This is a genomic window from Cohnella hashimotonis (assembly GCF_030014955.1).
In the GTDB taxonomy this organism is placed as follows: domain Bacteria; phylum Bacillota; class Bacilli; order Paenibacillales; family Paenibacillaceae; genus Cohnella; species Cohnella hashimotonis.
The window spans coordinates 4,695,884-4,716,886 of the sequence record NZ_JAGRPV010000001.1 but is presented as its reverse complement, the minus strand read 5'-3'; the positions used below and the strand labels follow the sequence as shown (position 1 = coordinate 4,716,886).

Annotated in this window: 17 protein-coding genes; 8 read left to right on the top strand and 9 right to left on the bottom strand. The window is 56.8% G+C overall.

Annotated elements, in window-relative coordinates:
• The 3 genes from KB449_RS19060 to KB449_RS19050 all read right to left on the bottom strand — a co-directional run bounded on the left by KB449_RS19060 (nt 1) and on the right by KB449_RS19050 (nt 2,835).
• A complete protein-coding gene (locus tag KB449_RS19060) occupies nt 1–900 on the bottom strand; it encodes a DMT family transporter (RefSeq protein ID WP_282909888.1) in 900 nt (299 codons plus the stop codon).
• Between the two features lie 27 nt (nt 901–927).
• Nucleotides 928–1,725: a sugar phosphate isomerase/epimerase family protein gene (locus KB449_RS19055; RefSeq protein WP_282909887.1), complete on the bottom strand. Its 798-nt coding sequence runs from the start codon at nt 1,723–1,725 to the stop codon at nt 928–930.
• A gap of 111 nt (nt 1,726–1,836) precedes the next feature.
• On the bottom strand, nt 1,837–2,835 hold the full coding sequence (locus KB449_RS19050; RefSeq protein ID WP_282909886.1) for an NAD(P)-dependent oxidoreductase: 999 nt from the start codon (nt 2,833–2,835) through the stop codon (nt 1,837–1,839).
• Between the two features lie 255 nt (nt 2,836–3,090).
• Between KB449_RS19050 and KB449_RS19045 the strand changes: the two genes are divergently transcribed.
• Nucleotides 3,091–5,322, top strand: coding sequence for a helix-turn-helix domain-containing protein (locus KB449_RS19045; protein WP_282909885.1), 2,232 nt, complete (start codon nt 3,091–3,093; stop codon nt 5,320–5,322).
• Between the two features lie 166 nt (nt 5,323–5,488).
• On the opposite strand, the gene KB449_RS19040 is transcribed toward KB449_RS19045, so the two are convergent.
• The gene (locus KB449_RS19040; RefSeq protein WP_282909884.1) at nt 5,489–5,725 is read right to left on the bottom strand and encodes a hypothetical protein; all 237 of its coding nucleotides are present in this window, start codon (nt 5,723–5,725) and stop codon (nt 5,489–5,491) included.
• 37 nt (nt 5,726–5,762) lie between these two features.
• Here KB449_RS19040 and KB449_RS19035 point away from each other — a divergent pair, with 37 nt between their 5' ends.
• From KB449_RS19035 to KB449_RS19010, 6 genes are all read left to right on the top strand, one after another.
• Nucleotides 5,763–7,121: an extracellular solute-binding protein gene (locus tag KB449_RS19035; RefSeq protein WP_282912855.1), complete on the top strand. Its 1,359-nt coding sequence runs from the start codon at nt 5,763–5,765 to the stop codon at nt 7,119–7,121.
• Nucleotides 7,122–7,218: 97 nt separating this feature from the next.
• Nucleotides 7,219–8,169 carry an ABC transporter permease gene (locus tag KB449_RS19030; protein WP_282909883.1) on the top strand — a complete coding sequence of 317 codons (951 nt, stop codon included), beginning with the start codon at nt 7,219–7,221 and terminating at the stop codon, nt 8,167–8,169.
• Complete coding sequence (locus tag KB449_RS19025) at nt 8,170–9,033, top strand: carbohydrate ABC transporter permease (protein ID WP_282909882.1); 864 nt, start codon at nt 8,170–8,172, stop codon at nt 9,031–9,033.
• A gap of 141 nt (nt 9,034–9,174) precedes the next feature.
• The gene (locus KB449_RS19020) at nt 9,175–13,431 is read left to right on the top strand and encodes a 3-keto-alpha-glucoside-1,2-lyase-like domain-containing protein (protein ID WP_282909881.1); all 4,257 of its coding nucleotides are present in this window, start codon (nt 9,175–9,177) and stop codon (nt 13,429–13,431) included.
• Between the two features lie 25 nt (nt 13,432–13,456).
• Nucleotides 13,457–14,605 carry a 3-keto-alpha-glucoside-1,2-lyase-like domain-containing protein gene (locus tag KB449_RS19015; protein WP_282909880.1) on the top strand — a complete coding sequence of 383 codons (1,149 nt, stop codon included), beginning with the start codon at nt 13,457–13,459 and terminating at the stop codon, nt 14,603–14,605.
• A gap of 96 nt (nt 14,606–14,701) precedes the next feature.
• Nucleotides 14,702–15,472: an SDR family NAD(P)-dependent oxidoreductase gene (locus KB449_RS19010; protein ID WP_282909879.1), complete on the top strand. Its 771-nt coding sequence runs from the start codon at nt 14,702–14,704 to the stop codon at nt 15,470–15,472.
• Nucleotides 15,473–15,582: 110 nt separating this feature from the next.
• Here KB449_RS19010 and KB449_RS19005 read toward each other — a convergent pair whose 3' ends face one another.
• The 5 genes from KB449_RS19005 to KB449_RS18985 are packed head-to-tail and all read right to left on the bottom strand — an operon-like array spanning nt 15,583 to nt 19,892.
• Nucleotides 15,583–16,359: a 3-hydroxybutyrate dehydrogenase gene (locus KB449_RS19005; RefSeq protein ID WP_282912854.1), complete on the bottom strand. Its 777-nt coding sequence runs from the start codon at nt 16,357–16,359 to the stop codon at nt 15,583–15,585.
• Between the two features lie 39 nt (nt 16,360–16,398).
• The gene (locus tag KB449_RS19000) at nt 16,399–17,052 is read right to left on the bottom strand and encodes a CoA transferase subunit B (protein ID WP_282912853.1); all 654 of its coding nucleotides are present in this window, start codon (nt 17,050–17,052) and stop codon (nt 16,399–16,401) included.
• A gap of 36 nt (nt 17,053–17,088) precedes the next feature.
• The gene (locus KB449_RS18995; protein ID WP_282909878.1) at nt 17,089–17,775 is read right to left on the bottom strand and encodes a CoA transferase subunit A; all 687 of its coding nucleotides are present in this window, start codon (nt 17,773–17,775) and stop codon (nt 17,089–17,091) included.
• A 25-nt stretch (nt 17,776–17,800) separates the two neighbouring features.
• Nucleotides 17,801–18,988 carry an acetyl-CoA C-acetyltransferase gene (locus KB449_RS18990; RefSeq protein WP_282909877.1) on the bottom strand — a complete coding sequence of 396 codons (1,188 nt, stop codon included), beginning with the start codon at nt 18,986–18,988 and terminating at the stop codon, nt 17,801–17,803.
• Nucleotides 18,975–19,892 carry a 3-hydroxyacyl-CoA dehydrogenase family protein gene (locus tag KB449_RS18985; protein ID WP_282909876.1) on the bottom strand — a complete coding sequence of 306 codons (918 nt, stop codon included), beginning with the start codon at nt 19,890–19,892 and terminating at the stop codon, nt 18,975–18,977. The genes KB449_RS18990 and KB449_RS18985 overlap by 14 nt, the downstream gene beginning before the upstream one ends.
• Nucleotides 19,893–20,030: 138 nt before the next feature.
• Between KB449_RS18985 and KB449_RS18980 the strand changes: the two genes are divergently transcribed.
• Nucleotides 20,031–20,918, top strand: a complete 888-nt coding sequence (locus tag KB449_RS18980; RefSeq protein WP_282909875.1) for a LysR family transcriptional regulator — start codon at nt 20,031–20,033, stop codon at nt 20,916–20,918.
• Nucleotides 20,919–21,003 lie beyond the last annotated feature (85 nt).

The following is a 21,003-nucleotide window of genomic DNA, read 5'->3' as shown; positions in this document are numbered from 1 at the left end:
TCAATCCGCGCTGCAACAATCCGCGCCGCGCCGGATTTTCATCCGCTTCTTCGTCGAGAACAGCAGCATGCCGCCGATGACGACCGCCGTGCCGATCCATTGCGAAGCGTTCATTCGTTCGTCCAGCAACAGGTAGGCAAGCAAAGAGGTGAATACAGGGTTTAAATTCAGAAAGATACCTGCATGCGTGCCGCCTATTCGTTTGACGCCCAGATTCCAAAGCAGCGAGGCAATCACGGTCGCGCCGACGCCGATATATATCATGGCTGCCCAGAACGCGGGCGTGACATCTACTAACGTGAATTGCCTTATGTTAAAAGGAAGCATGAACGCCAGGCCGAAAATGCCGGACCACAGCGTTGCGGCAAGCGGCGACACGTAGGCCATCGCTTTTTGGGACAGGATGGTGTAGCAGCCCCAGAACAGCACGGCGCCGATCATCATCAGGTCGCCGCGATTGAATTGGAGGGCGAGCAGCCGCTCCAAGTCCCCCCGCGTAAGGACGATCACGACGCCCGCGAAGGACACGAGCATGCCGGCAGCCTGGCGCAGCGTCAACCGATGACCGAACGCTAAGAACGAAATCAAGGCGATCGCGGCAGGATTGAGCGTCGACAACAATCCCGTGTTGGCGGCCGACGTATGCGCAAGCGCCTCGAACAGCAGCACGTTAAACAAAGTCACGCCCGTCGCGCCCATGCCAAGCAAAAGAAGGATGGCCTTCCGCGGCGGGAGCAGGCGTTTTTCCTTCATCCACACGAATGGGAGGATGACGAGGATCGCGATTCCGAATCGCAATTCGGACAGCATCATCGCCGAGGCGTGTCCGGCCGTCCATTTGCCCGCCACGAAGTTTCCGGCCCACAACAGGCTCGTCAATACAAGCTGCCATACGAACATTAGGGATTCTCCCGTACTAGAATGGATTTAAAGAAAGCGGCGAATGTAGTCCATAAAGGCCGGTAATGCAAGCTCGGGTTCTTCGATCTCCGGATGCCAACGTTTTTCCCATTCGAAGGACAACCAGCCGTCATAGCCAACCTTGCGCAGCAGCGCGATCCAATCCGGGAGCGGCAGCTCGCCCTCGCCCAAGAGAACGGGCCGTCCGCCAAGCGCATCCTTGATGTGCGCATGCCGGATATCGTCGCCCAGCTTTCTCCACGTTTCCGCCGGCGATTCATGGCCGCCGTATTTGATCGTATGGTGGATGTCCCAGATGACGCCGATGGCGGGCGAAGACGTCTGCCGAAACACCTCGCGTACCCGGTCTGACGAAGAAAAGTCGCCATGCGTCTCGAGCAGCACTTGAACGGCTTTGTCTTCCGCATATTCGCCGAGCGTCTGAAGCCCGCCGGCAACGCGTGCGACGATCTCTTGCGCGCGGCCGCTATCCGCGATCGAATCGCCGAACACACGGATCGAAGAGACGCCCATGCGTACGGCCAGATCGATCGTCTCCATGCCTACTTCAATGGCTTCATCGAACCGTTCCTCGTCGTGAAACGCGCACGAAGTGTCCAGGCAGCATATCGCGATGCCGCGCTCCCTGGCATAGGCCAGTGTAGCTTCGAGCCGCTCTTCGCGCAGCGCTTCGCAGCGGCCAAGCCGCAGCTCACCCGCGATGCCGCGAAGCTCCACGCCGTCGTAGCCCAGCCGCGCCGCCTCGTCGACGATACGTTCCCACGTCCAATCCGGACAGCCAAGCGTGGTGAAGGACAGCTTCATTTCTACTTCCTCCTTGTCTGTAAAAGGTTGGCACCCGAATGCGATTCCGTTCGCTGTTCCGCCAACCCGCCTCTCCGCAGGTCCGCCTTGCAGGTCCGCTTTGCAGGGCTGTCAGGTGCTTCGCAAATAGCGATCCCGGTCGAAGCGATGCATGAGGGGCTTCCCTTGGCTGTGGCGGATCAGATTTTCGAGGCAGACGGCCTCGTACCTTTCGAGCGGCGGCTTCTGCCAGTTGGCCGAGAAGAGATCATGCGCCGTAAAAAGAACATTAGGCCAGCCGCGCGCCGGGTGGTCCGGTTCAAGCGCGTCCCTTCCCGCCAGCACGTCGAGTCCGGCCCGCAGGCGGCCGGTCCTCAGCTCGTCGAACAAAGCGTCCTGCTCGACGATGTCTCCGCGCGCCGTATTGATGACGATGCCGTAGTCGGGCAGCTTGGCCAGCACGGCGGCGTTCACCGCGCCGCGCGTCTCTTCGGTCAGTCCGGCATGAATGACCAGCGCGTCGCTCTCCGCCGCGAGCCGTTCAAGACTCTCCGCGGCCTCGCAGCCGGCCGGCGCCGATGCGGGCGGCAGATAGGGATCGTAGTAGCGGATCCGGCATTCGTAGGGACGCACATAGTCGACGAACTTCCGACCGATCGCGCCCATGCCGAAGATGCCAATTCGCAGCCCGTACATCGAGCCGATGCGGCGGTCGGGCCGATGCCAGCCGCCTTCTCGCACATACAGCTGCTGAGGGAGGAGCTCCTTCAATACGGCCAGCAGCAGCGTCACGGCCGCTTCCGCCATTTCGGGAGCGACCGCGTCTCCCCAGTTGGTGACCGGAATGCCCGCTTCGACGATCGAGAGCGGGATCCAGTGGGAGATTCCGCCGGAAATATTGCAGATGTAGGACAATCGGCCGCGCGCTTCGGCGATCTGTTCGGGTACGCGGCTCGATCCCCAGAGCGTCAGCAGCACGTCGCATTCCCGAATGAGCGCCGCGCGCGCTTCGTCCGTTAACGCGTCTCCGTTCCTTAGAACGGTCAGTTCGCCTATTTCCCGCAAGGCGTCGACGAACGGACCGTCTTCCGGAAAACGCGAGTCGGCGTTGCCGATGTGGAGCAGCTTCATATGTTTGCTAATCCCCCTTAAACCGTGCGGTCTGGTAATCGGATACGAAAAGGATTCGGAGCATACGTGCATAAGTATAGTAAGGGGCACTCCTAAACGTAAAGAATCGATTCATTCAATCCGTCCCGATTCCGACGATCGGCGTATTTATGCATAATCGTCGGATTTGTACATTTATCATGGCTCCGAATTTGACATATACTCAAGAAAACATAGAATGAATGCGCTTTATTCATGATGGGGAGGGTGGTCGCTTTGAACCGTTTTGCGAGGCAAAAGTCGTTTTATAAAATTTTAGCGATGTTTGTGATCGCCATCAGCTTGCCGGCGATTTCGATCGGCTATTTGGCCATGAACTATAGCACGGCGCATATTATCCAACAAGCGGACGTATCCAGCACGATTTTGCTTAACGAGAAAAAACAATACATGGAACGGCAAATATCCGAGCTCGTCTATTTGACGAACCAAATCATCGCCAGCGACGAAGTATGGAAATTGTTCGAGCCGCACGAAACGTATCCCGAGCAGGCGGAGGCGATGTCGGGCGTCCTTCGTTTCTTCGATAAGATCGTCAGCTCCAACAAACACGTCGCCTCGCTATACTTGATCAACAAAACGAAAAACTACGTACTGTCCGACGCGAAATACAGTCTGGACAACTTTTATGATCCCGAAGTGCTTCAAGTCGACGTCCAGGGCGACTATACCGTTTTGCCGCCGCGAACCGGGGGCGCGATCGGAGGCTCGAACCGGAGCCTGGTCAGTCTCTTGCGAGCCTTCCGCAACGTGTACAGCGGAGAGTCGATGGAGGTCGCGGTCAATATCGATTACCGCGATTTCTCGGAGAGTCTGGAGCAGACGAGGGGCATGTCCTCTCCGATGAATCTGCTCATTTTCGATGACCGGGATCGGCTCATCCTGAATCACAGCGGTATCGAGGAACGTCTCCTTCGCGATCAATTGGCGCAGATGCGCAATGCCGACGGGACGTCGATCAACCGAACCTTCGGCAAAACCGACTATTATTTGAGCATGACGCGCTCGGATGCGCTCCGGTGGACGATCGTCTATTCCCAGCCGTACGAGCAGGTCGTGGATTCGACCAGGCTGCTTCGTCGCGTTCTGCTGTCTACCGTTCTGATCGTGCTGTCGATTTCCCTCGTCATGGCCGGGTTGTTTTCCTTCTATTTATATAGACCGCTTGCGCAGCTTGTCGCCGACATTCGAAGGCGGACGAATCCCGCTTCAGGCAAAGGCAAAGACGAATACGCGATGATCGGCAGCGCCGTGAATACGCTGTACCAGCAAAACCGCGAGCTGCAATCCCAATTCGATATGGCCTACCCCTACATTAAGCAGCATTCCGTGTTCGAGCTTCTGAGCGGCAAAGTGTGGGATGAAGAGAAGCTGGGCGCGGTCATCCAGCTGTTGGGTATCAGTCTTCACAAGCCTCATTATGTCGTCGCCGTTCTCGACTTCGAGAATACGGAGCTGACCGACCGTCTGATCGGGGACATCGAAGCTTTTTTCCTCGAATGCGAGGAATCGATGCTCCTGTCGATCATGAGCGAACGCCGTCTGGTTGCCATCGTGAACTCGGAGCGGGACAAAAACGAGCTGATCGAAATGTTCAACCGGTTGAAGCTGAGGCTGAACCGCGGCGACGCGGAGCTGACGATATCCGTGAGCAAAATATTCGACAGCCTGGACAAGCTTTTTCTCGCTTATCAGGAAGCGCTGCAGCTGCTCAACCATAAATTTTTCGTGGGCAAAAACGAAATGATCGTCAGCGAAACGATCCGGCCGATAGTCGACCGTGGCGCGTTCTACCCCAAGCAGCAGGAGCAAAACCTGCTGGAGAGCATTCGTTCGCAAAACGCGGAAAAGGCTGCGGCTGCGCTCGCTTCGCTCACCCGTACGTTGACCGAGCTGTCGTATTCGATCGACTATATTAAATATGTGATTTTCCAGGTCTGTTCGAACCTGATGAACGCCTTATCGGAGGTCGGCGGGAAGCCGGAGGAAGCGGGCATCGACGTACAGACGCTCTGGAAAGACATCCATGAGGCGGATACGCTCGCGAAGCTGGAGGCATTGATCGCGCGGTTCATTCACGACTGCATGGAGACGGCCGCCGTTCTCAAGCGGAAGCAGCACACGGAGACGATCGCCAAGACGATGGATTTTATCGAACGGCATTATCGGGAGGATCTTTCTTTGAAGGAGATCTCTACGAACGTCTATTTGAGCCCTGGCTACTTGAGCACGATCTTTAAAAACGAGACGGGCATGACCATATACGACTATATCACGCAGGTCAGGATGAAGGCGGCGGGCAATCTCGTCCTCGATCCGGACGTCAAAATCCAGGACGTGGCATTGGCGGTCGGATACAACAACATTCAAAGCTTCATCCGCTTCTTCAAAAAGGCTTATAATATGACGCCGCTGGAATACAGACGGAGCAGGAAGACGAGCGGATAAGACCGGGACGCCGAAAACGATTAAATCTTCCGGTATCGTCGTAATTGCGATAAATCGGAGAAATCGATCATTTACAGCTTGGGGCATCCGGCGCCTATACTAAGGGCACAGTGCACTGTAAGCCTTTTCAAAAACGGTTGGCCGGCCAGGTATGCTTTCAGCTTGTTCAAGGGTGGGAAAATGAAATGGAGGTTGTAGCGTTGTCTAATACGTATAAAAAGGTCATGATTATCGCGGTTGCCGCCTCGGTCCTCGCAGGCTGCTCGTCGAACGGCAATTCTGAATCGTCCGTAAAGCCGTCGTCATCTTCATCTTCATCTTCATCTTCATCTTCATCTTCATCTTCATCTTCATCTTCATCGTCTTCTTCTTCGGCGTCCCCCGCGTCTGCCGAACCCAGCAAAGAGGCGCCGACGACGCTTAAGCTCGCGGTGATCGAGATGTACCCGGGCGTCTCATTCGACAACAAGACGACGCATTATATCGAGGAGAAAACGAATACCAAGCTGGAAATCACTGCGATTCCGGGTGCGGACTTCGAGAACAAGCTGCAGATTATGCTGGCGTCCGGGGACAAACCGGATATCATTCAGATCGGCACCGACGCCCTCGAGATGAAATTTACGAAATCGGGGCTGCTGCTTCCGCTCAATGCCTCCTTCGACAAAACGCCGAATTTGCAAAAGTTCGGGGCGGACGGCATTTGGGACGCCATGAAGCATAGCGACGGCAACGTTTACGCCATCCCGATCCGCGGCAGCGCCATCGACAACATTCCGATCTATCGCAAGGACTGGCTGGACAAACTCGGACTGAAGGTGCCGACGACGATCGACGAGTACTACGCGGTAGCGGACGCCTTTTCCAACAAAGATCCCGACGGCAACGGGAAGAAAGATACGTATGCGCTGAGCGGCTGGACCGCGAACGGGGGCTTCGATCTGTCGACGTCGGACCAGGTGTTCGGCGCATACGGGACCTTGCCGAATTCCTGGCTCTTGCAGGACGGCAAGCTGGTATGGGGCTCCATCGTCCCCGGCGCGCTCGATGCGCTCAAATTCCTCAATAAAATGTACAAGGGGAAAATGATCGATCCCGAATTCGTCACCGACAACAGCGCCCGATTCAAGGACAAAGTGCTCAAAGGCGTCATCGGCGCTCCGGTCTACCGTTACTTCCTGATGGACAGCTCCAATCTGAACAATTATTACGAACCGTTGAAGCAGAATAACCCGAATGCGGAGTTCGTCGAGGGCGGCATCCTGAAGGGTCCCGGGGACAGCGTCGGATTTCGCATGCTGACGCGGCGGGGATGGTTAAAGACGGCGGTGCTCAACAGTTCGCCCAATGTCGATGCTGCGTTGCGCGTGCTGGATTTCCTCGCCTCCGACGAAGGCAACAAGTATATGAACTATGGCGAAGAAGGCGTGGATTACAAGGTTGAAGGCGACCTGCTGACCAAAACGATTACCGACGATCAGATGAAGCAAGAAGGAATCGGACAATTAAGGCTCGCCTTCAATGCGCTGTACGACCAGACCTCGCCACGCTATCGGGAATTGTTCGACTACGCGCACAAGATCGGTTACAAAGATCCGGCGGACGGACTCGTCGTAGAGAACAATACGAAGCAGGTCGAGCTGGATCAGTATACCGGCCAGCAATACGTCAAGATGATCATGAGCGACGGACCGATCGACAACATGTTCGCGGATTACGTGAAGGAATGGAAAAAGCGGGGCGGCGATGCGCTGACGCAAGCGTTTAACGACGCGTATCAAGAGAAAAACAAGAAATAAAGTCGCCTCGCATTACAGAGATCAGCAACACGGTCCATGGGGAGCGGAGCGGCTTGCCCGTCCGCTTCTCCCTGGTCCTTGCCAGGAGGAGTTCCATATGGAGACGGTTCATACGTACAAGCGCGAGGAGGCGGCCGCGAAGCGATTATCCCGGCGTCATCCGATTTATAAGGACAGGCATCTGTATTTGATGCTGCTGCCCGGCCTGCTGTTTTTTATCGTATTTAAATACATCCCCTTATACGGCATCGTCATCGCCTTTCAAGACTACGATATTTTCCGCGGCATCCGAGAGAGCGAGTGGGTCGGCTGGGATACCTTCAAGGAAGTGTTCGCGTATTCGGATTTTTGGGTCATTCTCGGCAATACGCTGCAGATCAGCGTCTATAAGATTTTGTTCGGATTCCCCGCGCCGATCGTCGTCGCGCTGCTGCTGAACGAACTAGGCAACCGGTATTTCAAAAAGTACGTTCAAACGATTTTGTACCTACCTCACTTCATCTCGTGGGTCGTCATCTCCGGCATCGTGCTCACCATTATGTCGCCGACGAACGGCGTATTGTCGATCGTATACGAATGGTTCGGCATGGAACCGAAAAATCTGCTTGCCGATCCGACCGCCTTCCGAATCATCCTGGTCGCCTCCGATATCTGGAAAGATCTTGGGTGGGGAACCATTATTTATTTGGCCGCCTTGACGCAGGTCGATCCGAGCCTGTACGAAGCGGCGACGGTCGACGGGGCGGGCAAATGGAAGCAGACCTGGCACATCACGCTGCCGGGCATCCGCAACGTGATCGTGCTGCTGCTGATCTTGCGCATCGGCCTGCTGATGAACGCCGGGTTCGAGCAAATCCTCGTCATGCAAAATTCCGCGGTACTCGAAGTCAGCGAAATCCTGGACACCTTCGTCTTTAAATTCGGCCTGCAGCAAGGCAATTACAGCTTCGCGACCGCCGTCGGACTGTTCAACTCCGCGATCGCGCTGATATTGATCCTGGGCGCCCAGTGGATCAGCAAAAAATTCGGCGAGGAAGGATTGATGTAAATGAATCGCACTCGCCGCATGCGTCTCTCCGTCCTGCTCCTGTATTTGTTTTTTATCCTGACGGGCATCATCATGCTCTATCCGTTCTGGTATGTGCTGATGTTCTCGCTAAGCGATCCGCTGCGCGCATCCGTCAACAAGCTTAATCTGTATCCTTCGCATTTCTCGCTGTCGACCTACAAATACGTGCTTACCCAGCCGTTTCTCTATACGGGGTTCAAAAACACGATTATCGTTACCGTCTTCGGCACGTTGATCAGCATGCTGCTCACGATCGGCTGCGCTTACCCGTTGTCCAAAGAAAGCTTGCGGGGACGCAAATTTCTGTTTTCGCTTATTTTTTTCACCATGCTGTTTAACGGCGGACTGATCCCGACCTATATCGTGATCAAGCAGCTCCATATGATCGATTCCTTATGGGCGCTCATGGTGCCGTCCGCGGTGAGCGTGTACAACATGCTCATCATGATTAAATTTTACAAGGGCATCCCTTCCGAATTGATCGAATCGGCCAAGATGGACGGGGCGGGCGACTGGTACGTGCTGCTGCGAATCGTCGTTCCGTTGTCGGGCGCGGTGAACGCCACGATCGGTCTTATCTACGCCGTATCCCGCTGGAACGAGTTTTTGCCTGGCGTCCTCTATATCAACGACCAGAGCAAGCGAGTGCTTCAGGTCGTATTGAACGGCATGCTTCGCGAAGATTCGCTCGCCAACCAGCCGGGCCTGCAGGATCTCGCTTCGTCGCCGGAGAGCATCAAGATGGCCGCGGTCGTGATCAGCATCGTTCCGATATTGGCCGTGTATCCGTATCTTCAAAAATATTTCGTGAAAGGGATGCTGCTCGGTTCCGTTAAAGGCTAACGGGGCGTGGATCGATTCGAAAAGGCTCGGCCCGAATTCGAAGATCGGACGAGAGGAGGTGATGAATTAAAACCTTGTATTAGGATTGGATAACTTTATTTTGCGGCGACAATCTGAAGTGACGAAAGGAAGGGTTCATGGATGGCGTGGAAATGGCTGCGCAACAAGTCGATGCTTTCCGGACTGCTCGCGATGCTGCTGCTCGTTTCGTCGATACCTGCAATACCCGGTGCCCGCGTGGGCAGCGCCCATGCGGATACGCCTTCGCTCCCGTACGCGGAGGACTTCGAGGACGGCGCAGCGGCCGGATGGACCGTCGTCAACGGCCCCTGGACCGTCGTGAACGATGACTCCAAAGTTTATCGTTCCTCTGCCGCGAGTTCCATCGCGCGTACGGTTTACGGCCAACCAGACTGGGACAATTATGAGGCTACTGCGAGATTCAAGTTGAACAGCTGGGGATCGACCCAGTTTCAGACCGTTGGCCTGGTAACCCGCTATACGGATACGAACAATTATTATCTGTTCACCTACGACCTGGGCGTGCTGAACATCAAGAAAAAGGTGGCCGGCGCGATGACGGTGCTCGCCAGCGTGCCGTATACGATAAATGCCGGCGCCTGGTACACGCTGAAGGCCGTGTCCGACCATTCGCGGCTGAAGCTGTCGATGAACGGAACGGAGATTTTATCCGTGATCGACACCGCCCTTTCCGCAGGCAAGCTGGGGCTGCTTACCGCATACGGAGACGTCAGCTTCGACGATATCTCGATTCAGGCGACTCCGCCTCCGTCGGACGTGCAGGCGCCTACGGTTCCGACCGGTTTGACCGCGGCAGAGTCGCCGCCCGGACAGGTCAATCTCGCGTGGTCGGCTTCGACGGACGACGATGTCGTGGCGGGCTATGTCGTGCGCCGCGACGGCAGCGCCCTCGCCATGACGACCTCGGCGAATTATACCGATACGCAAGTGAAGCCCGGCGTTGCTTACACGTATACTGTAAGCGCTTTCGATCCTTCGGGCAACCATTCGGCCGACGCCAATCCGGTATCCGTCACGCTGGCGTCCTTCGTAAACGGTACATCGTTCCGCTCGGATCTCATCGGCGTCCATCCGCGGCTGATCGTCAATCCGGCCTCCGCGAGCGAATTGGCGCGGAGAACGGAAGATGCCGACTACCAGACGTACTACGCCTCCATCATCGCCAAGGCCAACGGGTTCCCGGGTACGGTCGACTGGTTCACGTCGAGCTATGGCTCCGATTACGACTGGGAAGTCGTCTCTTTCCGCTTTCCGACCTTGGCGATGGCCTATTACTTGACGAAGGACGACGCGTACAAGACGAAGCTGAGGAGCTACGTGCTCGATGTCGTCAACCGGCCTTCCTGGGGCAACGAGTCCGTCGATTACGGCGGCTCGATGGGGAACGCCTGCGGGCTGATCGGCGTCGGGTTCGCGTACGACTGGGGCTACGATGCCTTTAGCGAGAGCGAGCGCGCCCAGATCGCTTTAAAGCTGAAGCTGCAGTCGAAGAAGCTGTACGACGAATTTTTCAATCATATGAGCGGCACGCTCGCTTATTGGAAAAGCGACTACCAGAACAATCACCGGCAATTCCGCATCGAGGGGCTGTTGACGGGGACGGCCGCCGTGCTCGGCGATGTCGGCGATCCGGCAGTCGCGACGATGTACGCATTCGCGGAGCAGGAGCTGGAGACGCTCCTGGACGAGATTGCGCCGGACGGCTCCCAGCACGAGGGGATGCAGTACATGTCCTTCGGCGACGAGCATGTCGTCCGTTCCCTGACCACCTATGAATCCGTCACCGGTGACGGAAGCCTGTGGAACGAGTCCGTTCGGAACATGGGCCTGTTCAAACTTTACGGTTACGGTCCGGGCTACAAGCGTCTTGCGCCGTATGCCGACGACAGCAACAGCACGGGGTATTTCAACAATTTTCTGTTCAAAATCGCATCGAAATACGGGGACGCCAAGCTTCAAGCGGCGGCATCGTCCGCCTATGCGGCCGATCCGAATTCGTTCGCCTGGGACGTATGGAATTTCCTCTACTATGACGACTCCCTCGTTCCGGACAGCACGCCTTACGAGCCCTGGCGATACTTCCCGGACCTCGAGATGGCGAATTTTCGCACCGGTTGGGGAGCGAACGATCTGAGCGTGTCGTTCAAAAGCGGTCCTTCGGGCGGACACAAGCTGAATGCGTGGAGAGACCGGATCAGTCCGGACGGCACTTATGTCAACGTTGGGCACGATCGGCCGGATGCGGGCAATCTGTATATCGAATTCGCCGGCAAGCGCTGGGCGGAATATCCGCCCTATGACAAGGTCGACCGCTGGACGAAGGATGTCAACTCGCTTCTGGTCGACGGAGTCGGACAATCGGGGGAAGGCGCGATCGCCTTTTTCCAGCCGACTGCCGGCATGCGGGACGACGCGCGCATTACCGAGTTTTTCGGCAGCCCGGGCTACGGCTTTACGACGGGGGACCTGCACAACGCCTACCCGAACATGAGCAAGATGGATCGCAATCTGCTGTTCGTCGACGGCCGGTATGCCGTCGTGTTCGACGACCTGGCGTCAAGCAGCGGGGAGCGCACGTATCAATTTTTGTACAACAGCAACGGTACGTGGACCGGAGACGCGAGCGGCGGTTATCGGATTACGCAGGGTACGGACAGCATGCAGCTGTTCATGCTTCAGCCCGACGCCTTGACGGCGACCGTGGGTCCGGCGCGCAAAGCGGAGATGGGCACGAATCTGAGCGTCAGCAATTCGGTGCCTTCTACGACGACGAACTTCCTGGGCGTCTTCTACCCGAAGCTGAACGGCGAGGCGGATCTGGTGAAGCCGACGGTCGTTAAAGATGCGGAAGGCACGAAAATGACGGTGGCGCGAGCGGGCGGAAAAACGGACTACCTGTCGTTCCGCACCGCGGGCACGGGCGCGATTACGACCCCCTATGCCGACTCGAATGCCCGTTCGCTCGTGTATACGATGAACGGTACGAATCTGGCGAACGCGATGATGATTCAAGGGAACGCGTTGACGATTCCGAACCTGCGCTTCGCCTTCAGCCAGGCCGTTAATGCCCGCTATGCCAAGCAAGACGACGGCTTTAAACTATGGGCGTCCAGTCCGCGGGATGCGGCTTCAGCGTCCAGTCAGGTACTGATAACCGGGCTGGCGCCCGATACGGATTATACGCTGACATGGAGCGACGGAACGACGGAGACGTCCGCCTCGTCCAACGACGGGCAGCTGACCTTGACGCTCGACCTCGCGCAAAGCGATCTGTCCGTATCGGTCGGCGGCCCGACGCCCGCCGATACGAGCGCCCCGACCGCGCCGCGCGGCTTGACGGCCGTGTCGACGGCCAGTTATTCGGTCGATTTGAATTGGACGGCGTCGAGCGACGATATCGGGGTCGGCAAATACGAGGTATACCGCAACTGCGTGCCGGTCGGCACGACGTACGGCACTTCGTATACCGATACGGGCCTCACGGCTTCCAGCCGATATTTCTATTCGGTCGTCGCCTACGACCTGGCGGGCAACCGATCGGGCGGACTCGGGGCATGCCGGTCCGTCCCGCCTCCCGACGTGACGCCGCCGACCGTGCCGGGCGCGCCGACGGGCGTGCAAACCGGCAAGTCGATCGTGCTGTCGTGGACGGCCGCGACCGACGACCGGAGCTTGAGCGGGTACAAGGTGTACCGGGACGGCAGCGAGATCGCATCGGTCTCCGGTATTACGTATACGGACGGTACGATCGAATCGTCGACGTCCTATTCGTATACGGTCAAAGCCGTCGACGCTAGCGGCAATTTGTCCGCGGCCAGCGCGCCGTTCACGGTCGCGACGCCGAATTTCGTGTCGTATTCGGATTTTGAGAGCGGCTCGGCGGGATGGACGGCGGTTACCGGAACCTGGAGCGTGATCGCCGACGGCAGCGGCGTTTACAAGTCGGGCACGACCTACGATAATTCGGCCGCGATCGGCAGCGATACGTGGACCGATTATGCCGCGGAGACGCGCGTGAAGGTGAACGGCTGGACCTCGACCAATTCGCCGAACGCGGGCATACGCGTTCGGTTCGCGGACGTCAACAATTACTACTTTCTCGGCTACAAGAACAACGTCCTGACCATCTACCGAAGAGTGGCGGGCGCGAACGCCGCCAAAACCTCGAAGCCGTTCACTCTTAATTTGGGCGAATGGTATACGTTCAAAGCCGTCGTACAGGGCACTTCGCTCAAGCTGTACGTGAACGGCAGCCTGGAGCTGACCGCGACCGACGACAAGCTCGCGCAGGGCAAAGCCGGCGTCGACAGCCGGTTCGGCGATTCGCGGTTCGACGATTTTACCGTCACCCAATAAGGAGAGAAAGGATGTGCTTGCAGGCATGAAGACAAGATCCCGCGGCAAAACGACCTATAAGGCGCTCGTGCTGGGCCTCGTCGCCGCGATGCTGATATCCGCTCAGGCAAGCGCTTCGGACGCGACCGCGCCGACCGCGCCCTCCGGACTGACCGCCTACGAGATGGCTGCCGGTACCGTAGAACTCGGCTGGAACGCATCCGAAGACGACACCGGCGTCGACCATTACGCCGTGTTCAGAGACTGCTCGCAGATCGGTACGACTTCCGCGACGACATATACGGATTCGGGCGTGCCCGCATCCGCCGACGGCTATTATTACGTGCTTGCCTACGACGCCGCGAACAACGATTCCGGCGGCAGCGGCGCCTGTGTGACGACGCTCGCCCCGGACGTGACGCCGCCGTCCGTGCCGGGCAGCGTCGCCGCAGCGCTGCAGGGGAAGTCGGTCAGGCTGACGTGGGCGGCGTCTACGGACGATCGAAAAATGGCAGGGTACAAGGTGTACAGGGATAACGTACAGGTCGCAGTCGTAAGCGGGACCCAATATACGGATACGAGCGTCGTTTCCTCGACATCCTATGCGTATACCGTAGCGGCTTACGATGACAGCGGCAACGTGTCCGCGGCCAGCGCGCCGGTCACGATGACGACGCCGAATTACTTGCACTTCTCGAACTTCGAGAGCGGAGCCGGCGACTGGGCGGTCGTCACGGGTACCTGGAATGTCGTTAATGACGGGAGCCGCGTCTACAATTCCGGTACGACCTTCGACAACTCTTCCGCCGTCGGCAGCGCCTCCTGGACCGATTACACCGTAGAGACGCGCGTGAAGGTGAACGGCTGGTCTTCCACCAATTCGCCGAATGCGGGCATTCGCCTCCGATTTGCCGACAAGGACAACTATTATTTTCTCGGCTACAAAAGCGGCAGCTTGACCATCTACCGGCGGGTAGCCGGCGCCAATACCGGATTGGGCAGCAAGGCGTATACGCTCCAGACCGGCGAATGGTATACGTTCAAAGCCGTCGTTCAGGGCACCTCGCTCAAGCTTTACGTGAACGGCACCCTGGAGGTGTCCGCGACGGACAACAAGCTCGCGGCCGGCAAGGCCGGCTTGGACAGCCGATTCGCAGATGCGCGGTACGACGATTTTACCGTTTGGGACGGATAGCGGTTCTGGATGCCGGCGTAGAGCGCCGGCATCTTTTTAGCGATCGACGGCCAGTCGACGGGGGATATTTGGCCCGATAAGAGAGGAGCGTTGGAAATGGAAGGACGGCTGAAAGACAAGGTGATCGCCGTCACCGGCGGTACGAAGGGGATCGGCAGAGGGATCGTAGAGATGGCGGTTCGGGAAGGCGCAAAGGTGGCGTTCGGCGGAAGGAGCGCTTCTGAAGGCGAAGAACTGGCTTCGCGCCTGTCGGCCGAGTACGGCGATCGAATCTGCTTCGTTCAGGGCAATATCGCGGAATCTGCGACATGCCGGATGTTCATCGAGCGCACAGTCAACCGATTCGGAAGGATAGACGGGCTTGTCAATAATGCCGGTTGGTTTCCCCGGGCGACGCTGCTGGAGACGGACGATGCGCTGTATGACCAGGTGTTCGACGTGAACATGAAAAGCGCTTTTTTCTGCTCCAGGTTCGCGATCGAACATATGCTGGAGTCGGGCGGAGGGTCGATCGTCCATATGGGCTCTACCCACGGGTTCGGGGGAATTGACGACTTGGCTGCCTACGGGTGCGCCAAAGGCGCCATGCATACGCTCAGCAAGCATATCGCCAGAAATTATGCGGCGCAAAAAATCCGGTCGAACTGGGTGACGGTGGGATGGGTGGCTACGGAAGGCGAGGTCGCCAGAGTAGAAAAGGACGGAATCGATGCACAGGACCTTGAAGCCCTGGGAAAGTCTCAAGTGCCGAGCGGACGGCTTCAAACCGTGGAAGATATGGCCTACGGCGTCATCTATCTGCTGGCGGACGAGTCTTCGCAAGTCACGGGGACGGATATTCATATTACCGGCGGATTTAATATTTAACGGTGGTTTTAGACGAGCGGGAGCTGCAATAGATCGACCAGTGAGAATCCCTTGCGCAGCAAGGGATTCTTTGTTTTTATAATGCGTGGCCGCTAGGCTGTCCTCAATCGCTATTGCGCCGTATAGCCCCCATCCAGCAACACGGCCTGACCGGTAACGCCCTTGGCTTTCTCGCTTGCGAGGAACAGGGCGTAATCCGCAATCTCGCCCACTTCCAGGAATCGGCGCTGCGGAACAAGCGGGAAAATGACTTCTTCCAGCACTTTCTCCACGGGTATGCTGCGAGCAACGGCCAAATCTTGCAGCTGTCCACGAACCAAAGGCGTATCGACATAACCTGGACATAACGCGTTAACCGTAATGTCGAACGGGGCTGCTTCCAATGCCGCGACTTTGGTTAAGCCGATGACCCCATGCTTGGCGCTATTGTAGGCAGCTTTGCCCGGGAAACCGACGATTCCGTTAATCGATGCAATATTGAGTATGCGTCCGTAGTTCTGTTGCTTCATAAGGGGGAGGGCGTGTTTGATGGCGATGAAGGGTGCGGTCAGCATAATCTTGATCATGAGCTCAAACTTCTCTGTCGGAAAATCCTCGATCGGCGCGACGTGCTGCATGCCAGCATTATTGACAAGAATGTCCAATCGGCCATGCCGGGATGCCGTTTGTTCGATGAGTCCGACGATGTCCTTCTCCACCGTCATGTCCGCTTGAATAGCAACCGCTCTGCAGCCGGACTCGGCTAAATCCCGTACGGCAGCTTCAAGTACAGGGCCGTTGCGATCCGACAAAACGACCGTTGCGCCTTGCCGGGCAAAGCTCTCGGCAATATTCAGTCCGATACCTTGGGCGGCACCGGTGACGATAACAACGCGATTCGTGTAAATGGTCCTCACCTTTTCCACGGAAGTAGTTAAACCAGCTCACTAATAGGCATTCATCTGCAGCGTTTCGGACAGCAGAAGCGGCGGCTCCGTTGCGCCGCGGATATCCTCGATCGTGAAGCCTTCGGCGACCTCAACCAGAAGCAGGCCTTCTGGCGTAACATCAATAACCGCCCGGTCTGTAATGATCCGATTCACAATTTGCTTGCCGGTCAAGGGGAGGCTGCAATTGTTAAGGATCTTGGGCTGACCTGCCTTGTTGACGTGGTCCATAATGACTACGATTCTCTTCGCGCCGTGTACCAGGTCCATGGCTCCTCCCATGCCCTTGACCATCTTGCCGGGAATCGTCCAATTGGCCAGATCTCCGGCAGCGGACACTTCCATGCCGCCCAGAATAGCCAGATCGATATGTCCGCCTCGTATCATGGCGAACGAATCGGCACTGCTGAAATAAGCTGCGCCCGTTATAGCGGTGACGGTCTCTTTGCCGGCATTAATCAAGTCGGGATCGACGCGGTCCGGCGACGGATAGGGGCCGATGCCGAGTAGACCGTTCTCGGACTGCAGCACGACTTGTTTGTCCGGCGAGATATAATTGGCAACCAGGGTGGGGATGCCGATTCCCAGATTGACATAATAACCGTCATGAAGTTCCTTTTCCGCACGCCTGGCAATTCGTTCGCGAATGGACATAGGTTCGCTCAACGCTCAGTTCTCCTCCTTGGCCAATCAACGTGTCGTTAGCCGCTCTATTCGCTTCTCTTGTTTTCCTGCAATGATTTGCTGTACGTAAATGCCCGGTGTGTCAATGGATTCCGGATCCAGATCGCCCGTTTCAAACAACTGCTCCACCTCCGCGATCGTGACCTTGCCTGCGGTCGCCATCATCGGATTGAAGTTGCGGGCCGTCTTGTTATAGATGAGATTTCCCATCCGATCTGCCCGGGCCGCACGAACGAGGCTGAAATCAGCGGTTAAAGCATGCTCAAGAATATATTCCTTACCGCCGAAGACGCGGGTTTCGCGTCCATCGGCTAGCGGAGTTCCGACGCCGGCAGGCGTGTAGAATGCCGGGATGCCGGCACCTCCCGCTCTAATTCTCTCGGCAAGCGTGCCTTGCGGCACAAGTTCGGCCTCAATTTCACCGCTTAATACCTGACGCTCGAACTCTTTGTTCTCACCGACATAGGAGGCGATGATCCGCTTAATCTGCTTGTTGCGGAGGAGCAATCCCAGTCCCCAATCATCGACCCCGCAATTATTGGAAATCACGGTTAAGTTACGGGTGCCGCAGTCAGCCAGCGCGACAAGCAACTGCTCCGGAATGCCCACCAAGCCGAAGCCCCCGACCATGAGCGTCGCGCCATCCGGAATGCGGCTGACGGCATCTTGAAAGGAAAGCAATATTTGTTTCATAGCGCAATCGTCTCCCTTTGCATCGTTAAATTCCCTCGACAACGGTCGCAATTCCTTGACCGCCGCCGATACAGAGCGAGGCTAACCCGTATCGGGAACCGCGGCGCCTTAACTCGTAAAGCATCGTAACTAGCACGCGGGCTCCGCTCGCGCCGATCGGATGACCCAAGGCGATGGCTCCGCCGTTGACGTTAAAGATCCCCGGATCAACATTGAAGTGCCTAGTGTAAGCCAAAGACTGCGCGGCGAATGCTTCGTTCACCTCAAGCAGGCTGATATCGGCCATGCTTAGGCAGGCTTTCTCGAGAGCGCGCTGCGAAGCGGGAACCGGACCGATTCCCATCATGGCGGGATCGACGCCCGCAGAAGCGTGAGAGCGAACGATGGCGAGAGGTTTCACACCAAGAGCCGCGGCCGTGCGTTCGGACATAAGGACTAACGCCGCTGCGCCGTCGTTGATTCCGGAAGAGTTGCCGGCCGTAACGATTCCGTCTGGCTTGAATGCCGGACGCAGCTTGGCAAGCGCTTCTAGCGTCGTGTCCGGGCGCGGGTACTCATCCGCGGCCACGGTCAGCGAAGCGCCTTTTTTCTGCGGAATGTCCACGCTGACGATTTCGTCGGTGAACCGTCCGGCTGCGACGGCTTCAGAGGCTTTCCTCTGGCTGTCCACCGCAAACCGGTCAAGCTCTTCCCGCTTAAATCCATATTTTTCGCAAATATTCTCGGCGGTGATCCCCATATGGTAGTCGTTCGTTGCGCACCAGAGCCCATCCCGGATCATCGAGTCAGTAACGGTCTGATCTCCCATCCGGTAACCGGAGCGGGCGTTTGGCAGCAGATACGGAGCCAGGCTCATATTCTCCATGCCGCCGGCTACGACGATGTCACTGTCACCGCAAATAATGGCGTTATAAGCCAAGCTGACCGCCTTCATTCCCGAGCCGCACACTTTGTTGATCGTCATCGCGGCGCATTCCACGGGTAATCCGGCGGTTAACGCGGCTTGGCGGGCCGGATTCTGGCCCAGTCCTGCCTGCAGGACATTGCCCATGATGACTTCATCGACTTGCGCGGGGTCAATCCCCGCACGGCGGATCGCTTCGGCAATGGCGATGGCTCCCAGCGTGACGGCCGCAACGTCCTTGAACATCCCGTTGAAGTTACCGACCGGTGTCCGGACAGCGCTTGCAATCACCACGTTATTCGTAGTCACTGGGAAGATCCCTCCGTATTTTCGTTTTTAACGAGACCAGCTTTTGCAGATTGCTTTGCAGTTCCTCAGCCGTTCCAACAGGATCCTCGTAGCTGTAGTAACCTTTACCGCTTTTGACGCCGAGATGGTCTTCTGCGATTCTCGTCAAAATGGATTCCGGTTCATCCGTGCTCACGCCGAGCTTGGGGAAGAGATGCCCGGTTACCTTGGACCAAATATCGAGCCCGCCCAAATCCGCAATCTCGAACGGCCCCTTGAATGCCCAACGCATACCGAGCCCTTCTTTGACGGCCGTATCGATCTGTTCGATGTCGGCAACTCCGTTCTCCAGCAGGTAGCATGCTTCCCTCATCAATGCCGCTTGCAAGCGATTGGCTATAAATCCGGGAATGTCCTTGTTAAGTACGACCGGGGCCTTCCCGCATGCGCGCATCAGCTCAACGATTTCCTCCATGTCCGCAGGAGAGGTTGCAGGCAATCCCAGGATCTCGACCAGGGGAATAAGATGCGCCGGGTTGAAAAAATGGGCGATAACCATCCTGTTGGCGAACGGCTGCCCCTCCGCCAGCGTTTCGAGCGCGAAGGTGGAGGTGTTGGAGGCAACGATGGTCTGTTCCTTAATGAGCCGCGCCAATCGACCGTACACGTCCCGCTTGATCGTGAGCTGCTCAGGAACGGCTTCCACGATCAGGTCGGCTTCTGTAACCGCTTTCTCAAGTTCGCTGAATAAGAGGACTGCGCAATGTTCATCGGTTCTCTCCATGGAGAGAAGCTTCTCCCTGGTGGAAGGCAGCAAAGCATCATTCGGTTCATACAAGGATACGGCGAAACCGTGGTTGGCGAACAGATGGGCGATCCCGACCCCCATTGTGCCGGCTCCCAGGACAGCGATGTTCTTGATCATGAAAGGCCTCCTCGTCGAACGCCAAGACCGTATGATGCAGGTCATATATTCTTATTTTACAACCGATATTTTTATGGGTAAAATACATATATAGAATATAATATATGCATTTTATCTATATATAGAGGTGAGAAAGCCATGGATTTACGGCAATTAAGCTATTTTATGGCGGTGGCTAGTCATGCCAGCTTCTCTAAGGCTAGCGAATCTATTCATCTCTCTCAGCCTACGCTGAGCAAAATGGTGAAAAACCTGGAGGAGGAGCTGGGCGTCGTGCTGCTCAACCGCTCCACGCGGAAAGTCGTGTTAACGGAAGCGGGGAAGGTGGTGCAGACGCATGCCCAGACGATATTGAATGCGATGCAGAACCTGCTGTCGGCGGTAGCGGATTTGACAGAGATGAGGACGGGGCAATTCACCTTGGGACTTCCGCCTGTAATCGGGGCAAGCTTTTTCCCCAAGGTGATCTCCGATTTCCATCAGCTGTACCCGGACATCCGCATTCAGCTTGTCGAGGAGGGAGGCAAGAGGATCGAACAGCTGCTGCTGGAGGGCGCGATAGATTTGGGAGTGGTCGTGCTGCCGGTTGACGAGAGGCTGTTCGAGATCGTGCCTGTTGTGGAGAGACATTTGAATCTGGTTGTTCCCCTGTCGCATAAATTATCGGGGAGGGAGCAGGTGCTGCTTACCGATCTTCGGGACGAATCGTTCATTCTCTTCCACCAGGAATTCAACCTGCATGATCGGGTGAAGGAAGCTTGCGTCCGCGAAGGGTTCGAGCCGAAGGTTGCCTACGAAAGTACGCAGTGGGATTTCATCTATGAGCTGGTATGCGCAGGCGAAGGGATATCGTTGCTTCCGGAGACGATCTGCGCGAAGTTCGATCCGGGCATGGTTCAGGTCATCCACCTGATCGAGCCGGATATCCGTTGGGATCTGGGGATCATATGGAAGAAGGACGGCTATGTGTCCCATGCGGCGCAAGGATGGATCAATTTTGCTCAGCAGGTATTCGGAAGGGCATGACCTAGGTTGATAAACCGACGAGGGAGGGAGCTCGCGCCGCGCGCCGCCTGTCTGCAAGATTCAGCGTTGATCTTGCAGGCAGCAG